The following is a 15,443-nucleotide window of genomic DNA, read 5'->3' as shown; positions in this document are numbered from 1 at the left end:
CGAAGATTCTCCGCCGGTTGCCGTTAGATAAAAGAGACGATATTCTCGCTCTCGTCAGACTACTGCAGGAGGCTTTCCGAGGTCTCGCCTAAGTCAAACAGCTCGAGCAATACGCTTCCGCCAGCTTGAGCTTCGACCTCCGCTGAAAAGGCTCCGTCTTGCGACTCAACGTAGACCGCCGCATCCGCACTGCCCTCAACCAGAGGGCTGATCGCAGCATCGCTGGAGAGCCATGTGAAATCTCCACTCTGCCAATCGTCGTTGCGGGCAATCTCGACACCGGCGGAATCAAACACCGCGAGCTCCGGATCCTCCGCCACCGGATCAACGCGCCAAGTCGCTAGTCCCGGCCCGATGGCACGGACCATATAGCGGCTGTTGTTGCCGCCATCGGCAATGAAATCGAGCGTAGCCGGCTGACCATTGGCATCGATACGCGTCAGACTAGAGACATTACCTAGTCCATGGACGCCTTCACCAGCAGACGGCAAGTAGATCTCCCCGAGAACCTGCCCCGCCCCGACTTGGGTTGACACGACCGCCGTGTAAATGCCCGGCTCGAGCGAAGCCTGGGTCGCGGCATCCATGCTAGAATCGACCAGAGCAGACGCTCCCAGCTCGGCCATCGCCGGAGCCAAGGAGAGATCCCAATTATCGTTTGAGGAGATCGGCTCATAGCTTCCGTATTCTGTTTGTCGATACAGGTCGATCCTCGGGTCGATGTCGCTGGAGCTCTCGCTTACAGCTCTGAGCAAGACCGGAACTGCCTGTTCTCCTTGAAGCTCGAATCCTAATACCATCGATCCAGATGGCGTAGCGGAAACAGAGCCACCCGCGCCAGCGTAGACGAAACGAGCAGGCGTGAACGGTTCGGCCACCTTACTCTTGCTGCTGACAGCGTCAGCTTGTTTCTCGTCCGCTTCCGCTACTGGTTCCTCCGGAATCTCCGCGTCGCCATTTCCAGCATACGCCTCGCCCATGAACGTCAAGCCGGGCGAGTAGACGATGAATTCGCCTTGCGTCGCTTCTAGGTGGAGCGTCAATTCCCCATCCAATTCTGGAGCGCGCGTGATCGCCATCGCTTGGTTTCCAATATCCGACTCGTATTCAGCGATCGCGACTTGAAATCCTTCGGCGTTGAGCAACTCGATGGTCGTATCCTGATTTCTCTGGATCGACAAACCATTAGCCCGCACGGAACCGTCCGGATTGGCAGCTCCTTGGATCACCGCGTTTCCGAAAGTCGACACACGAGCCGCTAAGGTCTCTTCCGTCACGCGCCCGAACACCACCAAGGCTCCTTGATCGTTCAAGTAAGTCGCTTCTGGAAAGGTGTGAACAATTTCAGGAGCAGATGCGCCAGCCGTTTCGGATACGCGAATCTGCCAGCCAGACATATCTGTCACGAACCCTGACAAATTCACGAACTCGATAAACTTGTCGCCTACCGCTTCTTCCAAGACACCGTTGCGATTGATATCCGCTCCGGTGCCGAGAATCATCGGCATGACTTCGCTGATCACGATATTGAACGGATTCGGCTCGATGTCCTCCACCTTCAAGATAGCCAAGGCTGGCAATATGTCGGGTCCTGAGCGTACCACGATGCGAACATCGCGTACTCCGTCGAGCAGCTCGTCGTCGTACCCACTAATTGGAAACGTAGCAGTGCTCTGCCCTTCTGGAATCATCACCGTGGTGGACTCCAGCGTAATTTCATCCGGCACAATCGCACCGTCACCGTCTACCGTGTATCCATTACTCTCGATATTCACTAGCATCCCGCCAGCTGGAGCAGCCGATTCCAGCGAAACCGTAGCGATGGTAGCCTCGCCGGTTTCGTCTTCACGAATCGCAGTCTTGCTCAGCGAGATCGAAAGCAAGTTTTCCGGAGTGAAGTACGGCTGACCATTCGGCAAGGTTCCTGGAGAGAAGAGCGTATTGTTCGCCCCACTAATTTGCGAGTGGATCGTGAAGTCCGCACCAGCCACTCCTTGGGAGCGGTGTATTGAGCCGCCGTTCGGCTCGACGGGATAGATATCACCATCGATCAAAAGGTCGACCGTCTCCACCAAGCCTCCCAGTCGAGCTACCAAACTGGCGATCTCAGGGCGATTCGAATTGAAAGCCAAGAGGCCCGAGGACGACTTTTGGATGGTCGCTCCACCAAATACTCCCGTGGGATTTCCACCGCCAAAGACCACGATCGCACGGCCCGCTCCGATCACGGAACCTTCCTCGAATTGGTGGCGGATGCCCAAGTCGTCGGAAATCGTCCAGCCGCTGATATCGACCGGATAGTCCTCGAAGTTAACGATCTCCACGAAATCGTCACCGCTTCCGTCGCGGAAACCGTCTCCGTTCGAGTCGCCGATCAAGTCGAGCTCGGTCACTCCTGGATTAACATTCAGTAGTTCCATCATCACTACACGCGGCTGCGGTGTCGTGTTCTCAACTCTGAAGCGAAGCCGCTCGGTCGAGTAGCCTTCCGCTTCGAAATCGACTTCGATAATCTTCATACCCGTGAACTGTCCATCTTGGCGAATTTCAAACGGTAGAGCGACGGAAGTCTGACCTGCGGGGACCTGAAGCGTGTCAGGCAGGTTGACCGTATTGCGAGCGATCTCAGTTAAACCAAGAGAGACCTCCAGTCCACCCGCCGGAGCCGGAGTCGATAGTTGAATCTGCAGCGACGTCTCCAAGGCGGAATCGGCTGGTTCCTGGAAAGTCTCTTGCTCAAGGTTCAGGCCAAAGAAGGAAGCCGCGTTATCGCCGGTCACCCGAACGTTATCGAGATAGTAGTCCTCCGCATCGGCATTCGAGTTGAATGTGACACGCAGGTCCAAGGTGGAGCCGGACATGTTGATCGGCCAATCGAAGTCCACGAATTCAGGCACTAACCGCGGGCTGTCGACACCTGTTAGTGTCGAGGCGCCGCCAACAAAGTAGCGGGCTGGAGCATTGGTGCCACGGCTTCTAAAACCGCCGATGTTGATCCACTCGCCCGAGTCCACGCGAATTTCGATTAGAAGCGTGTTGTTAGGCTCAAAACCTTCTCCACCTTCAGCCACCGCCATGGTCAGCTGTAGATTCCCCAAACCGGAAATATCGATTCCGCTCCAGGTCAGGCGTCCCTCTTGAGCGAGCAAGTCTTGCACGCTCGAGGTGAAGTTAGTCGCATTATCGATGTCGCGGGCGCCGAAAAGCCAATCGCCATCGATGGTTCCACCGGCCGCAACTGTTCCGTTTGAGAACTCCTGACGACGGGCAAAGAAATCCGCGGCACCATCGTCTGCCCCGTTCTCCACGAGATAGCGCGATCCCGCCCCATCCGTTTCGAAACTTTCTTGCAAAGCGGAAACGGTCGCGCCGTTCGCCGCACTCGTCGCTGCCAATAAAGCAGTTCCCAGTAAGCAACGTCGGAAGTTTGAGAAATGTATTCTGTTTTTCATGACAAATGTGGTTTCGTGACCAAAATTAGTAGTTCAATTTCACGCCGAGCGTGTAGATGGGGTTGGAGTAGCGCACTGAGGTGACCCGCGTTTCGTTTCCGCGATACTGGATGAGTGGCTCGTTGGTCAGGTTTGTACCTTCGAAAAAGAGATTGAGCCCGTCGCGAAGCTGGTATCGGGCGATCAGGTCGAGGCGTTCGCTCTCGCCCACATAGGTATCGAGCGCGTAGGCTGGCTCGTCGAGCAACTCCAGCTCCTCGATCACGCCACCCCCCCGGACACTGTTCAAGTAAGCTCCCCGCAAGTTGTAGCTCGCACGAACGAAGAAGCGGTCAGTCTCGTAAGAGAGCGAGAAGTTCGCCGTCTCGTCAGGTTGTCGGAAGAGCGGAACTTCCTCGCCCAGACGCTCGAAAGTAACGAGCTCCACGCTTGAGTCGAAGGTCGCGTAGTTCGCGTCGACCGCCATGTTCTTGAGGAATCCAGGAAGCATGTTCAGGCTGCGGTTGAACGAAAACTCGATACCGCTCAGCTCACCCTCTCCACCGTTAACGCGACGCGTAAAGGTATACGGCGAAACGTTGCGCCCGGTGCTGTTGTAGAGCTCTGCGTAATAGGCGGTCTCATCGTTCGGCCCAATTTCATCGCGACGCTCAATATAGATCGGTCCATCGAGCTCCTTTTCGAAGATCCCGATCGAAGCAGTGCCCAAAGGCTCGAAGTAGTACTCCACCGAAAAGTCGTAGTTACGAGACTCCCACGGACGCAGCTCGAAGTTCGGCAACTCCATGACATTTGTGAACAACGCTCCGCTGATTCCTGGAACCTCGCGCGGTACGAGGTCAGTGAAAGTCGGACGGGAAATCGTTTCCGTAACCGAAGCACGCAAGACCAAGGAATCGCTCACGTCGTAACGCACATGCACTGCAGGGAGCCAATAGTCGTATTCACGCTCCGTCTCCACCACGTTCGAGTAGACCGACTCGTCAAGGAAGCGCCAGTACGCGGGCGAAATAAACTGCCCGTCAGCCGTGCGAGTCGCGATCGCCAAGTTCTCGAATGAGTTCTCCGTATTTTCATAACGCGCACCTGCGATGATCTGCAGATCCCCTCGGCGGATTGTCTGCATGAGGTAGCCGCCCATGATGTCTTCCGTAGCAACGTAATCCGTGGTGACGGAGTCGGTGAAATTCGCATTGATCTCGTTTGGCAGCTGACCGAACTCCGCCCCGAAACTACCGGGGTCGCGCAGGAAGGCCAAAGTGCTGTCCACATCGAAGGTTGGACCATAAAGGAAATTCTCACCGAAATTCTCGACAAAGCTGTCGCTCTCGCCTCCGAAAAAGACTTCATCCGACAGACGTATCCGATTAAGTGGATACATGGTGTCGTCAAAAGCACCTAGCGGACTGCTGTAGTTGTTGTTATTAACATTATAGGCCTTGTCCCGGAAATCGAACGACCCACCCACTTCCGTCTTCATACGAAATCCGAAGAAATCGTAGCTCGTAGATGCGTTCAGCTCGAATCCGTCACGCTTGTCTTCACTGTCCGCAAGGTTGTGGTAAGGCCCCGCCGCAGTATCCTCGGATATCTGGAAAAGCGTGGCATCGTAGAAGGCTCCCTCGGACAGAGATTCGATCAATGGGCGATTCGCATCGCCACCCGATAGAGACTCGACCTGCACTCCCGAACCGGCCAAAACGATGCCACGAGAAACGCGATCTTGCTCAGCATCGGACTGGTAATACTTCCACTCCAGGTCGACGTCATCGAAGAATGTGTGTTCTCCTCCCACTTGAAAGGTGAAGATCTTATCCTCGGTGAGGATGTTTCTAAACTCGTTCGACACCGTACCGCCCCAGCGAGAATAGGTATACTGCTTCAAGTCCGCATCGTAGACGATATCGCCCAACTGAATTGCTTCCGCATACGTCAGCGACCCCTGAGTCGGATCGATCGTGTTGATACGGTCCGCATTAAACGGATCGCTCAGGTCCAAGCCCAATTGCTCCGCGATCGCGGGAGTCAAGCGACGGGTACCGGCGTAAGTGTTGCTATCGCCCGTACGAGCGCCGCGGCCCGACTCGCGATTCGTTTCTTCGTCATCAAACTCGTTGTGCGAAAAGGCGAGGTAGACCTCGTGCGCCTCCGCTAGGTCCAACTCTACACGACCACTGAAGCCCTTGCGTTCTCTGGTGATCTTGAAGTCATTGAAGTTTGTCTCATTCAAAACGTATCCAAGAATCGGATCACCCTGCAGGAGCGGGGCCGGAGAAGGATCCCATCCGGCCGAGAGAGTTTCGGTTGCACGCTGGTCTTCCGACATATTTACCGAAAACTGCACGCCCACCATCTTGTTTCCCAGAAAAGGCAGGTCCTTGTTGCTCAAGACATCGCCAAAGGTGAGGTTGAAGCGATGACTCGCGTCGTCCGCCAAATCGTATTGCGTGAAGGCTGCCTCGACCGAGCCAAACCGTCCACCACGGTCCAAAGCGCTTCGCGTTATTAGATTAACCGTGCCGCCGATCACGCCACCTTTCTGATTTGGTAACCAGGTTTTGGAGACCTCCAAGCGCTCCAGCTGATCTACCGTCACAATATTCAAGCCGGTTTGCCGGCCGTTTTCTTCCGGAGTCGCCACCTCGATACCGTCCAACATGATGTTGCTCAGCTGCGGATCCGCACCGCGTATGATGACGAACTTTCCTTCGCCTTGGCTATCCTCCACTGTGACACCCGGTACACGCTGCAGAGCCTCTGCAGCGTTCCTGTCGACGAATTGCCCCAGGGCGTCCGATGACACTGCGTTTACCAGATTCTGAGAGGACTTTTGGATATTCTGGGCTTTGGCCTCGCCAATCAACGAACCCTTAACCGTGAAGCCCTCGAGTTCCACTACGTCGACGCGAAGTATGAAATTGGCGGTCGCCATATCGTCCGCGTCGTTTAAATCGACCTTCATAACTTCGAGAGGATAGCCCTGCGCTTTCATCTCAAGCGTGTAGGATCCCGCTGCTAAGTCGGATAGGACGAAACGCCCGCCTCTCTCAGTGTATACGGAATCGCCCGTTTCCTTGATCACGACATTAGCGCCCTCGATGAAGAGCGACTGATCATCATCTCGGACGTGACCTTCAATCGTCGCAGCTTGGGCGTTTACTCCCAGAAGGGAAAGCACGCTCACTCCTGCGAGCGACGTTAATTGTTTTGGTAAATTCATGTTGTTTCAGTTCCTTGTTCAAAAAACGAGAAGCCGCCAACGTTCCCCAATCTCCGGGACCTGACGAGAAACGATGTCCACAACACGTTGCAGTCACGTACTTGTCACAATGGCGCAAAACCGTATCATATTTTCAATTACATTTCTGATTGTAATCGAAAGCTAAGGTCCAAACCTTAACCATCTTCATGAGATTCGACTTTCCACCTCCACGCACGCGCCTCCCTTTGATGGCGGCGCTCCTTCTGCTAAACCTGCCGCACGCTCAAGCCGACTTGCACGATTGGTACCGAGCCAATGATCCCGCCAGCTTCCCATTCTCTGCGGGGTCAATCAGCTCCGAAGCCAGCGGCTACTCGCTTAACGCCTCCGCAACCTTTCGGAAGTCTGAGACGAATACGATCGAAAGCAGCTCGCACGCTCGGATCGACGCCTCCGGGAGACTCCTCTGGACCCTCACTTCCGCCACTCCCTCGATCGAGTTTCAAAGCGACTCAGCAAGCCCTGAGCACGCGTTCGCCTATCGCAGCGACGTGCAGCATCTAGAATTGGTGCGAATCAACAGCAGCGACCTCTCCTCATCCTACTCCATTAAATACCCCTTTGCCGCCGAGTCCGCACAAACCGAACTCACCTTTCTGCCAAACTCACGAGTGGGAATTCTGCAAAATCGCGGTAGTTCGCAGCAGTTCGCTGTCTTCGCCCCAGACGGATCCCTCGTATTCGAAAACAAATACACCTCTTCCGGATTCCTTTCCATCGCCCCAGATGCAGACTCCTCGCAATCCGCCAGGCTCCACAGCACCTCGGGAGGCGACCACTACTACCTGACCATCCACAAATCCCTGCGAAACCAAAGCAAGAGCACCTTCAACAACACATTCTTCGTCCTCAGCATCAACAACTCAGGAACCCTCAACTGGTCACGCGCATTCGCCATCGAAACCGTCAGCCGAACGATCGATCTCTCCTGCGTCGTCGACGACGACCTGCTCGTCGCCCTTCCTGACACTACCGTTGGCGTTCCCGGCCAACCCTTCAGCAGCGTTCCCTCCACTCACCTCGCTTGCCTTTCGAGCAGCGGCTCATTGAGCTTCACACAGACCCTGGAAGGCTTTTCCTACGGAGGCTCACCTGTCATCAGGGACGGCAACTCCCTTCTGCTCGCCGGCTCCAGCCCGAACTCCGGAGTCCTCTTCGCCACCGACGCAGCCCTCGCACGCCTTTCCACCGCCGACGGTTCCCTCACTCAGCAAGCAGGCTTCGACGCCCTCGAGACCGAAACACTGCAACTGGTAGGAATAAACGCGCAACGCTGCTTCGCCACGCTGACGAGCCAAGCCCAAGGTGCCGAGCCAAAGATCCATCTAAGCCTCGACTCCAGCCTGCAAGCCACCGCCGCCAAAAGCGCTTCCGGAAGCGTCCTTCAGCTCGATGCCCAGTCCCAAGCCTACCTCAGCACCTACCTCCCATCTCGCGCAGCCGTCGGAGCCATCGAGCTGGACTCCAGTCTCACGCCCCCTTCCGCGACCGAGATTGATCTCGCCGAAGCCACCATCACCCCCGTCGATCCAAATATCCACGCTGCCAACCTTGGCATCGACCTGCTCGAGCTGAACGTCAGCACCCAAGCGTCGACCACCGCCACCACGACTGCCAATCTCAACTACGCCCCGCTCTCGCTGGAGCACTACCGCGGCCATCCTGAAACCATTTCATCTCCAATCGCCGCCGCCATGACCGTCCACGAAGACTCGAGCCTATCACTGTCGTTCGATTCCGAATACGGATTCGATTATCATCTGCAAAGGGGCGACTCCCCAGACGGCAGCTTCAGCACCATCGATTCCCTTAGCGGAACTGGCGAACCCATCAGGTTCAGCACAACGACCCAATTTGATTCTCCCATTTTCTACCGCATTCTTAAAAGTGATCCCCACAACGAGATCAGATTTTCGACGGACTGACCCTAAGAATAAGCGATTGAGAGTGACCCTTCGCTGATTGGACGGATCGTAAACGAAAACTAACGCAACGACGAAGCCGCCGCAAAACGCCATTCCACATCCGGAACACCTATTTACGAAGCCCAAGCATCCCGCCACTAGGACCACCGGGAATCGAACCCAGATCTAAGGTTTAGGAAACCCTTGTTCTATCCGTTGAACTATGATCCCAGGGATGCCAGCCGTCGAAATGGCTGGAGAGGCAAATTTCTGCAGGAACTGACTCTTTCTGTAAAGAAATTGCTGCCAAGAAAATCTAGCTTTCCGTTATTGACAAGGGGTCGCGAAGGCCTAGTTTCCGCCGTTCCTTATGAGCACAGAGAAAAAATCACAGAGCCTCACGCCACAAGAGCTGGACCACCACCACGCTCACATCCTCGCACGCTACGTGACCGAGACTGGCAAGATCATCCCTGCCAAGATGAACCGCATCAACGCGAAGCAGCAGCGTAAGATCACCAAGGCAATCAAGCGCGCTCGCAACTTGTGCTTGATGAAGTAGCCGGCGTTTTAAGCGTTCTACTTTCACACACGCGGGACCCGGTTGGCCCGCTCGCTCTCTATACATATGGCGAACATACTCCAACCCACCGAAAAAAACTTACGCGAATTGCGTAAGTTTTTATTTTTAGGAGGCATCGTCGGCGTCCCGACTGAGACTGTCTATGGGCTCGCGGCAAACGCTTTCGACCCCGAAGCCTGCTCCAAGATCTTCGAAGCCAAGCGACGCCCGGCCAACGATCCGCTGATCTGCCACATATCCGGCGTCGAGGCTCTCGAACAGATTTGCCATTCCAACGCGTTGGCAATTCGGCTCGCAAATCGTTTCTGGCCAGGCCCTCTCACCTTCGTCCTACCCAAGAAGGAAAAAATCCCGGGCCTCGTAACTGCCGGACTCGATTCGGTAGGTGTACGCTGCTCGGCCCACCCGGTATTTCAGAAGCTGGTAGCCCTGTGCGACTTCCCTTTGGCAGCTCCAAGCGCCAACCCTTTCGCCTACATCAGTCCGACCACTGCACAGCACGTGAAAGCTGGACTCGGCTCGAAAATCGAGTACATTCTCGACGGTGGCCCCTGCGCTTACGGCGTGGAGTCAACCATCGTCGACCTGCGAGACGAAAGCCAACCCCGCATCCTCCGCTACGGCGCCCTCCCGACTGAGAAAATCGAAGCTGAACTCGGCCGCTCAATCGAAAAGCCAGTCGCCACTACAGCCGACGAGTCCGTGCAGCATTTGGCTCCTGGGGCCTTGCCAAAGCACTACAGCCCCCGCACTCCTCTCGATCTACGCGGAGGGATCGCACCCGAGGAAATCCAAAACCTTTCCCCAGACACCGCAGCCTTGCTCCTCTCCAAGCCAACCCAAAAAGTCTCAGCAAACGTGCACTGGCTATCAGAGAACGGAAAACTCGACGAAATCGCGGCCAATCTTTTCGCCAAACTCCGAGCCTTGGACGAGTCCGGCTACCACAGAATCATTGCAGAGGAGGCCCCCGAGCTAGGACTCGGGCTCGCGATCAACGACCGTCTCCGACGCGCCTCTTTCAGGTAAGAGCAAGCCGGAGCGCGAGCCAATCCGTACTAGCTACTTCTCAAGCTCTACATTCCAGTAGGCAATATCGAGAAAGTGCTTCCAGGCATCCTGCTTTTTCCCCCGAGCCACGAGGTTGATCACCGGACGCCACTTCGGAGTGCTGGGCTTGCGGATCAGGTGCATCTTGGCCTCGTGCGGCAGGCGGTTCGCCTTGCGTGAATTGCATGAGACGCAGGAGCAAACGATATTCTCCCAAGTCGTCTTTCCGCCGTAGTGACGCGGAATCACGTGGTCCAAATTCAACTCCTCAGATGGCATCTTCTTCGAACAATACTGGCAGGTATGCTTGTCGCGTTCGAAAACGTTGTGCCGCGTGAGTTTCACCTCCTTGCGTGGCATGCGATCAAAGACCGAGAGTAAGATGACGCGTGGAACGCGAACTGGGAACCTAACGGTGTGGACGAGCTCCAGCTCGCTAGCAGGTGGATTGTGCCGAGAAAAATCGACCCAGTCCATCATGTTGAAGACTTCGAAACTCTCGTCTTCCGCATGAACAATTTGAGCGTGTCCGCTTGCGAGAAGCGAAAAGGCACGCTTGGCGGCGATTACGTTCACCGCCTGCCATAACCGATTCAATACCAAAACCGGTTCCATAAGGGCAGCTTCCATGGAGAAGTACCTTCTACCCAAAGCGATCAAGCTGTCAAGGTACGAAGAAACGCTCCGGTTTCTTGTTACCAGAGCGTCACGTATTCAGTTTTTGGATTTTTCGCAGAGAGGAGCATAAGCCCCATCTCGAAGAATCGATCCTGCAATGCGAACGCCGACTTAAAGCACCGCACTACGGAATTTACTCGCCGTCGAAGACGCGTACTTGCCCGAAGAACTGCTTTTGGTTGGCGATAAAGGCATGGTGGGTTGGATGATCTTGGTAGATATCATGGTCCGCAACATTCTCAACAATCACCGTCAGCATATAGTCCCAGTCCGTCTGAACCACAGGGCGCTTGTTCGTACCTGCTACCTTGCCGATGTAACATGCCTTCGCCACGTCGATGGTGGCCAAGGTCCGAAGATCCTTTTCAAATGCAGCGACTTGTTCGTCGCTCATGCCGGGAGTGAGGTTAAAGAGAACTGTGTGAACGAGCATAATATATGGGTTATAAGTTAAAGACTATTGTTCGCCAATCGACGTGAACCGGTCAAGTGCCGCGTCGATACGAGCTCGGTTTTCCTCGTAAAAAGCGAAGGCACCGGCTTTTCGATTAATCGAAATAACTCCCAGAATCATGCGAATCGAATCCGCGGTTTCGAAGAGTTCCGGCTTCGCGTCGTCTCCCTGCAAGCGCTGCTCTAGCCACAAAAGATTCTCTCGCATGTCCTGCTCCATCCCTTCCTCCGCAGAAGCGAACTCGCTGAGAAAGGTGAGCTTGAGGTTCGCCGCAATGACATCGCGGCCCAGCAATCCAGCTTCGCTCCAAACCTTGCCCGGAGCTGCGACGACGGAGGGGTCTTCTTCGTAGGCAATCTCCGACCAAAGCTGAGAATGCTTTTCCGCAGCCGTCTCCAGCAATGGCAATGCTGATTCAAAATAGGCAAGCTCGTCTTCAGTTAGCGGATACGCGAGGACGTCGTACATGTTTCCGCCTTCCTCCGCAGCCAGCCATTTAGCTCCTGCTATTTGGCTTTCCGGTTCGGGGTCCGGCTTTGACGAACAAGCGAAAAGGAAGAGAAGCAGTAACGATAGCAATAGTTTGCGGTAGGTTTTCATCGGCTCCAAAAGAACATGCCTTCTATCACAGCGGACGCTACCACAATCTGGGCGAATTGGTACCATAGAGCCGCGCGTTGGCCCGCGACAACGCTGAAGGCACCCTACAACTGCGGCTGGTGGCTGAAGCTGAGCGATCTAAAATAACCGCAGCCCTTATGACTGCGGTCGTTTTAAAATCTAAAATCGGAATCGAGCCAGACTACTTTTTGAGCTGCACCTTGCCGGCGCCTTTCACGGCCTGACCGATCCTGACCGCCTTACAGCCGTTGGCGTGGCAGAAAGCGAGAACCTCGTCCGCCTGCTTACCGTCGACCATGAGCGTCATGCCGATACCCATATTGAAGACTTCGTACATTTCGTCGAAGTCGATGCCACCCTTCTCGCCGATTAGTTTGAAGATAGGAAGCGGCTCCCAAGCCGATGTCTCAATCTCGACGTCCACCGTCTCAGGAAGGATACGCGGAATGTTGCCGGTGAAACCGCCGCCCGTAATATGGGCGATGCCAAATACCGCGTTGTCCTTGCGGAACTTCGAAGAGCGACCTTGGTTAAACTTAGCAAGCAAAGGTTGCAGGAGCGGAGCATAGTTGGTGTGAGGAGCCATGAGGGCCTTCTCGATGCTTTGCTTGGTGCCGGGCACCTTGTCCTTCAAAGTGAGCTTTGCTTTATCGAAAATGACCTTGCGAGCGAGCGTGTACCCGTTGGTGTGCAATCCGCTGGAGGGAAGGCCAATCACCACATCTCCGGGACGAATGGTGGACCCAGAAAGCATCTTCTTCTTTTCGGCGATACCGACGATCACACCAGCAATATCGTACTCACCTTTTGTATACATATCCGGCAACTGAGCGGTCTCGCCCCCGATCAATGCGCAATTCGCGCCGGCACAGGCTTCCGAAATACCGGAAAGAATTTGCTTAAAAACCTTAGGCTCGAGCTTCCCGAGACCCAGGTAGTCGAGGAAAAACAGCGGCTCCGCTCCGATGACCGAGATATCGTCGATACAGTGGTTTACGATATCAAGTCCCACACTCTTATGCTTACCGGACTCGAAGGCGATTTTGAGCTTTGTACCCACTCCGTCGATACTGCTTACGAGGACTGGCTCCTTGTACCTAGACTTGGACAGATCGAACAAGCCGCCGAAACCGCCTACCGCTCCTAGAACTTCGGGCCGGGACGCGCTCTTGAGCGATTGCTTGAGGCCGCCTTTCATGCGGTCAGCCAGGTCGATGTTTACGCCTACTTCAGCGTACGCTTTTGTTTTTTTCTTAGCAGCCATCTTTGTGAGTGGGGATTTGAAACAGTTGGTCGGAGGTTCCTAGTAGGCACGGCCCTTGGCTTTTTCGTAGTAGTTGATGAAGGCCCGATTCACCACCTGGAAACCACCCGGGGTCGGGTAGTTGCCAGTGAAGTACCAATCCCCATCGTGGCCATCGAGAGCCTTGTGGAGGTTTTCCACCGTTTGATAGATCACCTGCAATTCGCCTTTCCAGTCCGTATCATATGGATACACGAGCTGGGCAATCTTGGCGGAGATCTCTTCGTCGGTGAAGGACTTGTAGATTTCCTGCACGTAATTGACCGTGTTGGGAGCCTCACCGCTCTCAGCGTCGAGACACTTGCGGTAGACTTCAGAAATCACCTCTTTCTTGCCGCGCTCCTTCAGCAGCTCGATGGCCGCTTCGAAAGCGATAAACTTGCCCAACTCAGACATATCGATGCCGTAACAATCCGGGAAGCGAATCTGCGGAGCGGTTGAAGCAATGATGATTTTTTTCGGCTCGAGACTGCCGAGGATCTTGAGGACGGACTTCCGAAGCGTGGTGCCGCGAACAATGGAGTCGTCAACGCAAACGAGGTTATCGTTTTCGGTCACGATCCCATAAGTCACGTCGTAGACGTGGGAAGCCATCTCGTTGCGCGAATCCTCGGAAGAGATAAAGGTACGAAGCTTCTGGTCCTTGTGGGCAATCTTTTCGCCACGCGGCCAATTCTTCATCACGAGCTCGTCCAGCTTCTCTGCATTGAGCTCGCCCTTCTCTGCAGCTTCTAGGATTTGCGTCTTCACTTCGCGGCGACGGATCAAGCGGAGTTGTTCCAACACCCCGAAGTAGGCAACCTCAGACGTGTTCGGCACAAAGCTGATCACCGTGTTCTCAAGATCGCGATCGATCCCTTCCATGATCTGCTCGCAAAGTCCCGCGCCAAGCGCCTTGCGCTCCTTATATATATCGGCGTCATTCCCGCGGGAGAAATAGATGCGCTCGAAGGAACATTGCTTCGGTTCGGCCGCTGGCTCGCGGAATACCTCTTGGGTAACTTCGCCTGCCTTGTTGATAACGATGATGTGGCCGGGCGGCACCTCGCTGATATCTTCGATCTTCTTATCGAAGATGGTCATCAGCGGAGCGCGCTCCGAAGCGGCCGCAAAGACTTCGTCGTCTTCGAAATAGTGGGCCGGCCGGATACCAAGCGGGTCCCGAAGGATGAAGCTGTCACCGTTTCCGATCCCGCCGATCAAGGCGTAGCCGCCGTCCCAAGACTCTGCCGACTTGCGGAAGACCTTGGCGAGATCGATGCCAGTGAGGATCTTTTGTGCAATCTCGTCGTTGGTATGCCCCTCGTCGCGCAAGTACCTGTAGAGGTTGTCGTGGGCCTCATCGAGATGGAAGCCGACCTTTTCGAGCAGAGCCTGAGTATCGGTAGCGAAAATCGGATGCTGACCCATGGCGATGAGGCTCTCGTTGAGCTCCGTCGTGTTGGTCATATTAAAATTGCCCGCCAAGATGAGGTTCTTGGTCGGCCAGCTGCTACGACGGAAAAAAGGATGGCAGACACTCAAGGAGTAACCGCCCGACGTCCCGTATCGAAGATGCCCCATGTAGAGCTCGGCCGCGAAGTCGAAGTTCTTCTTTATGGAAGGAACGTAGTCCGGAAGCACCTCTCCGTTTCGGATCAGTTTTTGATAGCCCTTGAGCGTTCCCTTGAAGATGCGGTCCAAGGCATTCGACTTAACGCTCCGCTCGCGAAACATATAAGGCTCACCCGCAGGCATATCGAATTTGACCGCTGCTACCCCGGCTCCATCTTGGCCGCGATTGCGCTGCTTCTCCATGAGGAGGAAGAGCTTATAGAAGCCCCAAAGAGGGGTGCCATACTTCTCCTGATAGTACTCAAGCGGTTTCTTGAGTCGCACTTGGGCGATTCCGCACTCGTGTTTAATCGGGTCGCTCATCGATTAGGCTGAGGGTTTTAGGTAAGTCCAATCGTGAGACTGGAGGAAATCCGGAACGATCTTCGTCGGCATGGCAAAGATGAAAATGTGTCTGGGAGCGTGTAGCGTATTCTGTCGACGGGTTGGTCAGTCCTTGGGACCGAGGCTTGTTTGAAAAGCCACCACCTACGGAGATAATTAACACCCTTGCAACAAATCATTGCTTCTTTTCGCGAGAGA

Annotated in this window: 10 protein-coding genes and 1 tRNA gene; 3 read left to right on the top strand and 8 right to left on the bottom strand. The window is 54.9% G+C overall.

What is annotated here, in order from left to right:
- Nucleotides 1-59: 59 nt before the first annotated feature.
- Complete coding sequence (locus QEH53_RS21795; RefSeq protein ID WP_309025346.1) at nt 60-3,452, bottom strand: lamin tail domain-containing protein; 3,393 nt, start codon at nt 3,450-3,452, stop codon at nt 60-62.
- A gap of 25 nt (nt 3,453-3,477) precedes the next feature.
- Nucleotides 3,478-6,672: a TonB-dependent receptor gene (locus tag QEH53_RS21790; RefSeq protein ID WP_309025345.1), complete on the bottom strand. Its 3,195-nt coding sequence runs from the start codon at nt 6,670-6,672 to the stop codon at nt 3,478-3,480.
- Between the two features lie 188 nt (nt 6,673-6,860).
- On the opposite strand from QEH53_RS21790, the gene QEH53_RS21785 reads away from it, so the two are divergent.
- Nucleotides 6,861-8,639: a hypothetical protein gene (locus tag QEH53_RS21785; protein ID WP_309025344.1), complete on the top strand. Its 1,779-nt coding sequence runs from the start codon at nt 6,861-6,863 to the stop codon at nt 8,637-8,639.
- A 138-nt stretch (nt 8,640-8,777) separates the two neighbouring features.
- Here QEH53_RS21785 and QEH53_RS21780 read toward each other — a convergent pair.
- A tRNA-Arg gene (locus QEH53_RS21780) sits at nt 8,778-8,849 on the bottom strand.
- 139 nt (nt 8,850-8,988) lie between these two features.
- Here QEH53_RS21780 and rpsR point away from each other — a divergent pair.
- Together rpsR and QEH53_RS21770 are read left to right on the top strand one after the other, a co-directional pair.
- Nucleotides 8,989-9,180, top strand: coding sequence for a 30S ribosomal protein S18 (gene rpsR / locus QEH53_RS21775; RefSeq protein WP_309025343.1), 192 nt, complete (start codon nt 8,989-8,991; stop codon nt 9,178-9,180).
- A 66-nt stretch (nt 9,181-9,246) separates the two neighbouring features.
- Entirely contained in the window at nt 9,247-10,230 is a 984-nt protein-coding gene (locus tag QEH53_RS21770) for an L-threonylcarbamoyladenylate synthase (RefSeq protein WP_309025342.1), read from the top strand.
- Nucleotides 10,231-10,263: 33 nt separating this feature from the next.
- On the opposite strand, the gene QEH53_RS21765 is transcribed toward QEH53_RS21770, so the two are convergent.
- The 5 genes from QEH53_RS21765 to QEH53_RS21745 all read right to left on the bottom strand — a co-directional run bounded on the left by QEH53_RS21765 (nt 10,264) and on the right by QEH53_RS21745 (nt 15,224).
- The gene (locus tag QEH53_RS21765; RefSeq protein ID WP_309025341.1) at nt 10,264-10,881 is read right to left on the bottom strand and encodes an HNH endonuclease; all 618 of its coding nucleotides are present in this window, start codon (nt 10,879-10,881) and stop codon (nt 10,264-10,266) included.
- 181 nt (nt 10,882-11,062) lie between these two features.
- Nucleotides 11,063-11,362 (bottom strand): Dabb family protein, encoded by a 300-nt coding sequence (locus QEH53_RS21760; RefSeq protein WP_309025340.1) that lies wholly within the window; start codon nt 11,360-11,362, stop codon nt 11,063-11,065.
- A gap of 24 nt (nt 11,363-11,386) precedes the next feature.
- The gene (locus tag QEH53_RS21755) at nt 11,387-11,983 is read right to left on the bottom strand and encodes a hypothetical protein (RefSeq protein WP_309025339.1); all 597 of its coding nucleotides are present in this window, start codon (nt 11,981-11,983) and stop codon (nt 11,387-11,389) included.
- Nucleotides 11,984-12,185: 202 nt separating this feature from the next.
- Nucleotides 12,186-13,268: a phosphoribosylformylglycinamidine cyclo-ligase gene (gene purM, locus QEH53_RS21750; RefSeq protein ID WP_309025338.1), complete on the bottom strand. Its 1,083-nt coding sequence runs from the start codon at nt 13,266-13,268 to the stop codon at nt 12,186-12,188.
- A gap of 39 nt (nt 13,269-13,307) precedes the next feature.
- Complete coding sequence (locus QEH53_RS21745; protein WP_309025337.1) at nt 13,308-15,224, bottom strand: amidophosphoribosyltransferase; 1,917 nt, start codon at nt 15,222-15,224, stop codon at nt 13,308-13,310.
- Nucleotides 15,225-15,443: the final 219 nt, after the last annotated feature.

The sequence above is a fragment of the Pelagicoccus sp. SDUM812002 genome (genome assembly GCF_031127835.1).
Classification (GTDB): Bacteria; Verrucomicrobiota; Verrucomicrobiia; order Opitutales; family Opitutaceae; genus Pelagicoccus.
This window is presented reverse-complemented; position numbering and strand designations above follow the sequence as displayed.

Coding starts and splice junctions, on each gene's coding strand:
- QEH53_RS21795 (WP_309025346.1), bottom strand. CDS start 3,452: ATGAAAAACAGAATACATTTCTCAAACTTCCGACGTTGCTTACTGGGA.
- QEH53_RS21790 (WP_309025345.1), bottom strand. CDS start 6,672: ATGAATTTACCAAAACAATTAACGTCGCTCGCAGGAGTGAGCGTGCTT.
- QEH53_RS21785 (WP_309025344.1), top strand. CDS start 6,861: ATGAGATTCGACTTTCCACCTCCACGCACGCGCCTCCCTTTGATGGCG.
- rpsR (WP_309025343.1), top strand. CDS start 8,989: ATGAGCACAGAGAAAAAATCACAGAGCCTCACGCCACAAGAGCTGGAC.
- QEH53_RS21770 (WP_309025342.1), top strand. CDS start 9,247: ATGGCGAACATACTCCAACCCACCGAAAAAAACTTACGCGAATTGCGT.
- QEH53_RS21765 (WP_309025341.1), bottom strand. CDS start 10,881: ATGGAAGCTGCCCTTATGGAACCGGTTTTGGTATTGAATCGGTTATGG.
- QEH53_RS21760 (WP_309025340.1), bottom strand. CDS start 11,362: ATGCTCGTTCACACAGTTCTCTTTAACCTCACTCCCGGCATGAGCGAC.
- QEH53_RS21755 (WP_309025339.1), bottom strand. CDS start 11,983: ATGAAAACCTACCGCAAACTATTGCTATCGTTACTGCTTCTCTTCCTT.
- purM (WP_309025338.1), bottom strand. CDS start 13,268: ATGGCTGCTAAGAAAAAAACAAAAGCGTACGCTGAAGTAGGCGTAAAC.
- QEH53_RS21745 (WP_309025337.1), bottom strand. CDS start 15,224: ATGAGCGACCCGATTAAACACGAGTGCGGAATCGCCCAAGTGCGACTC.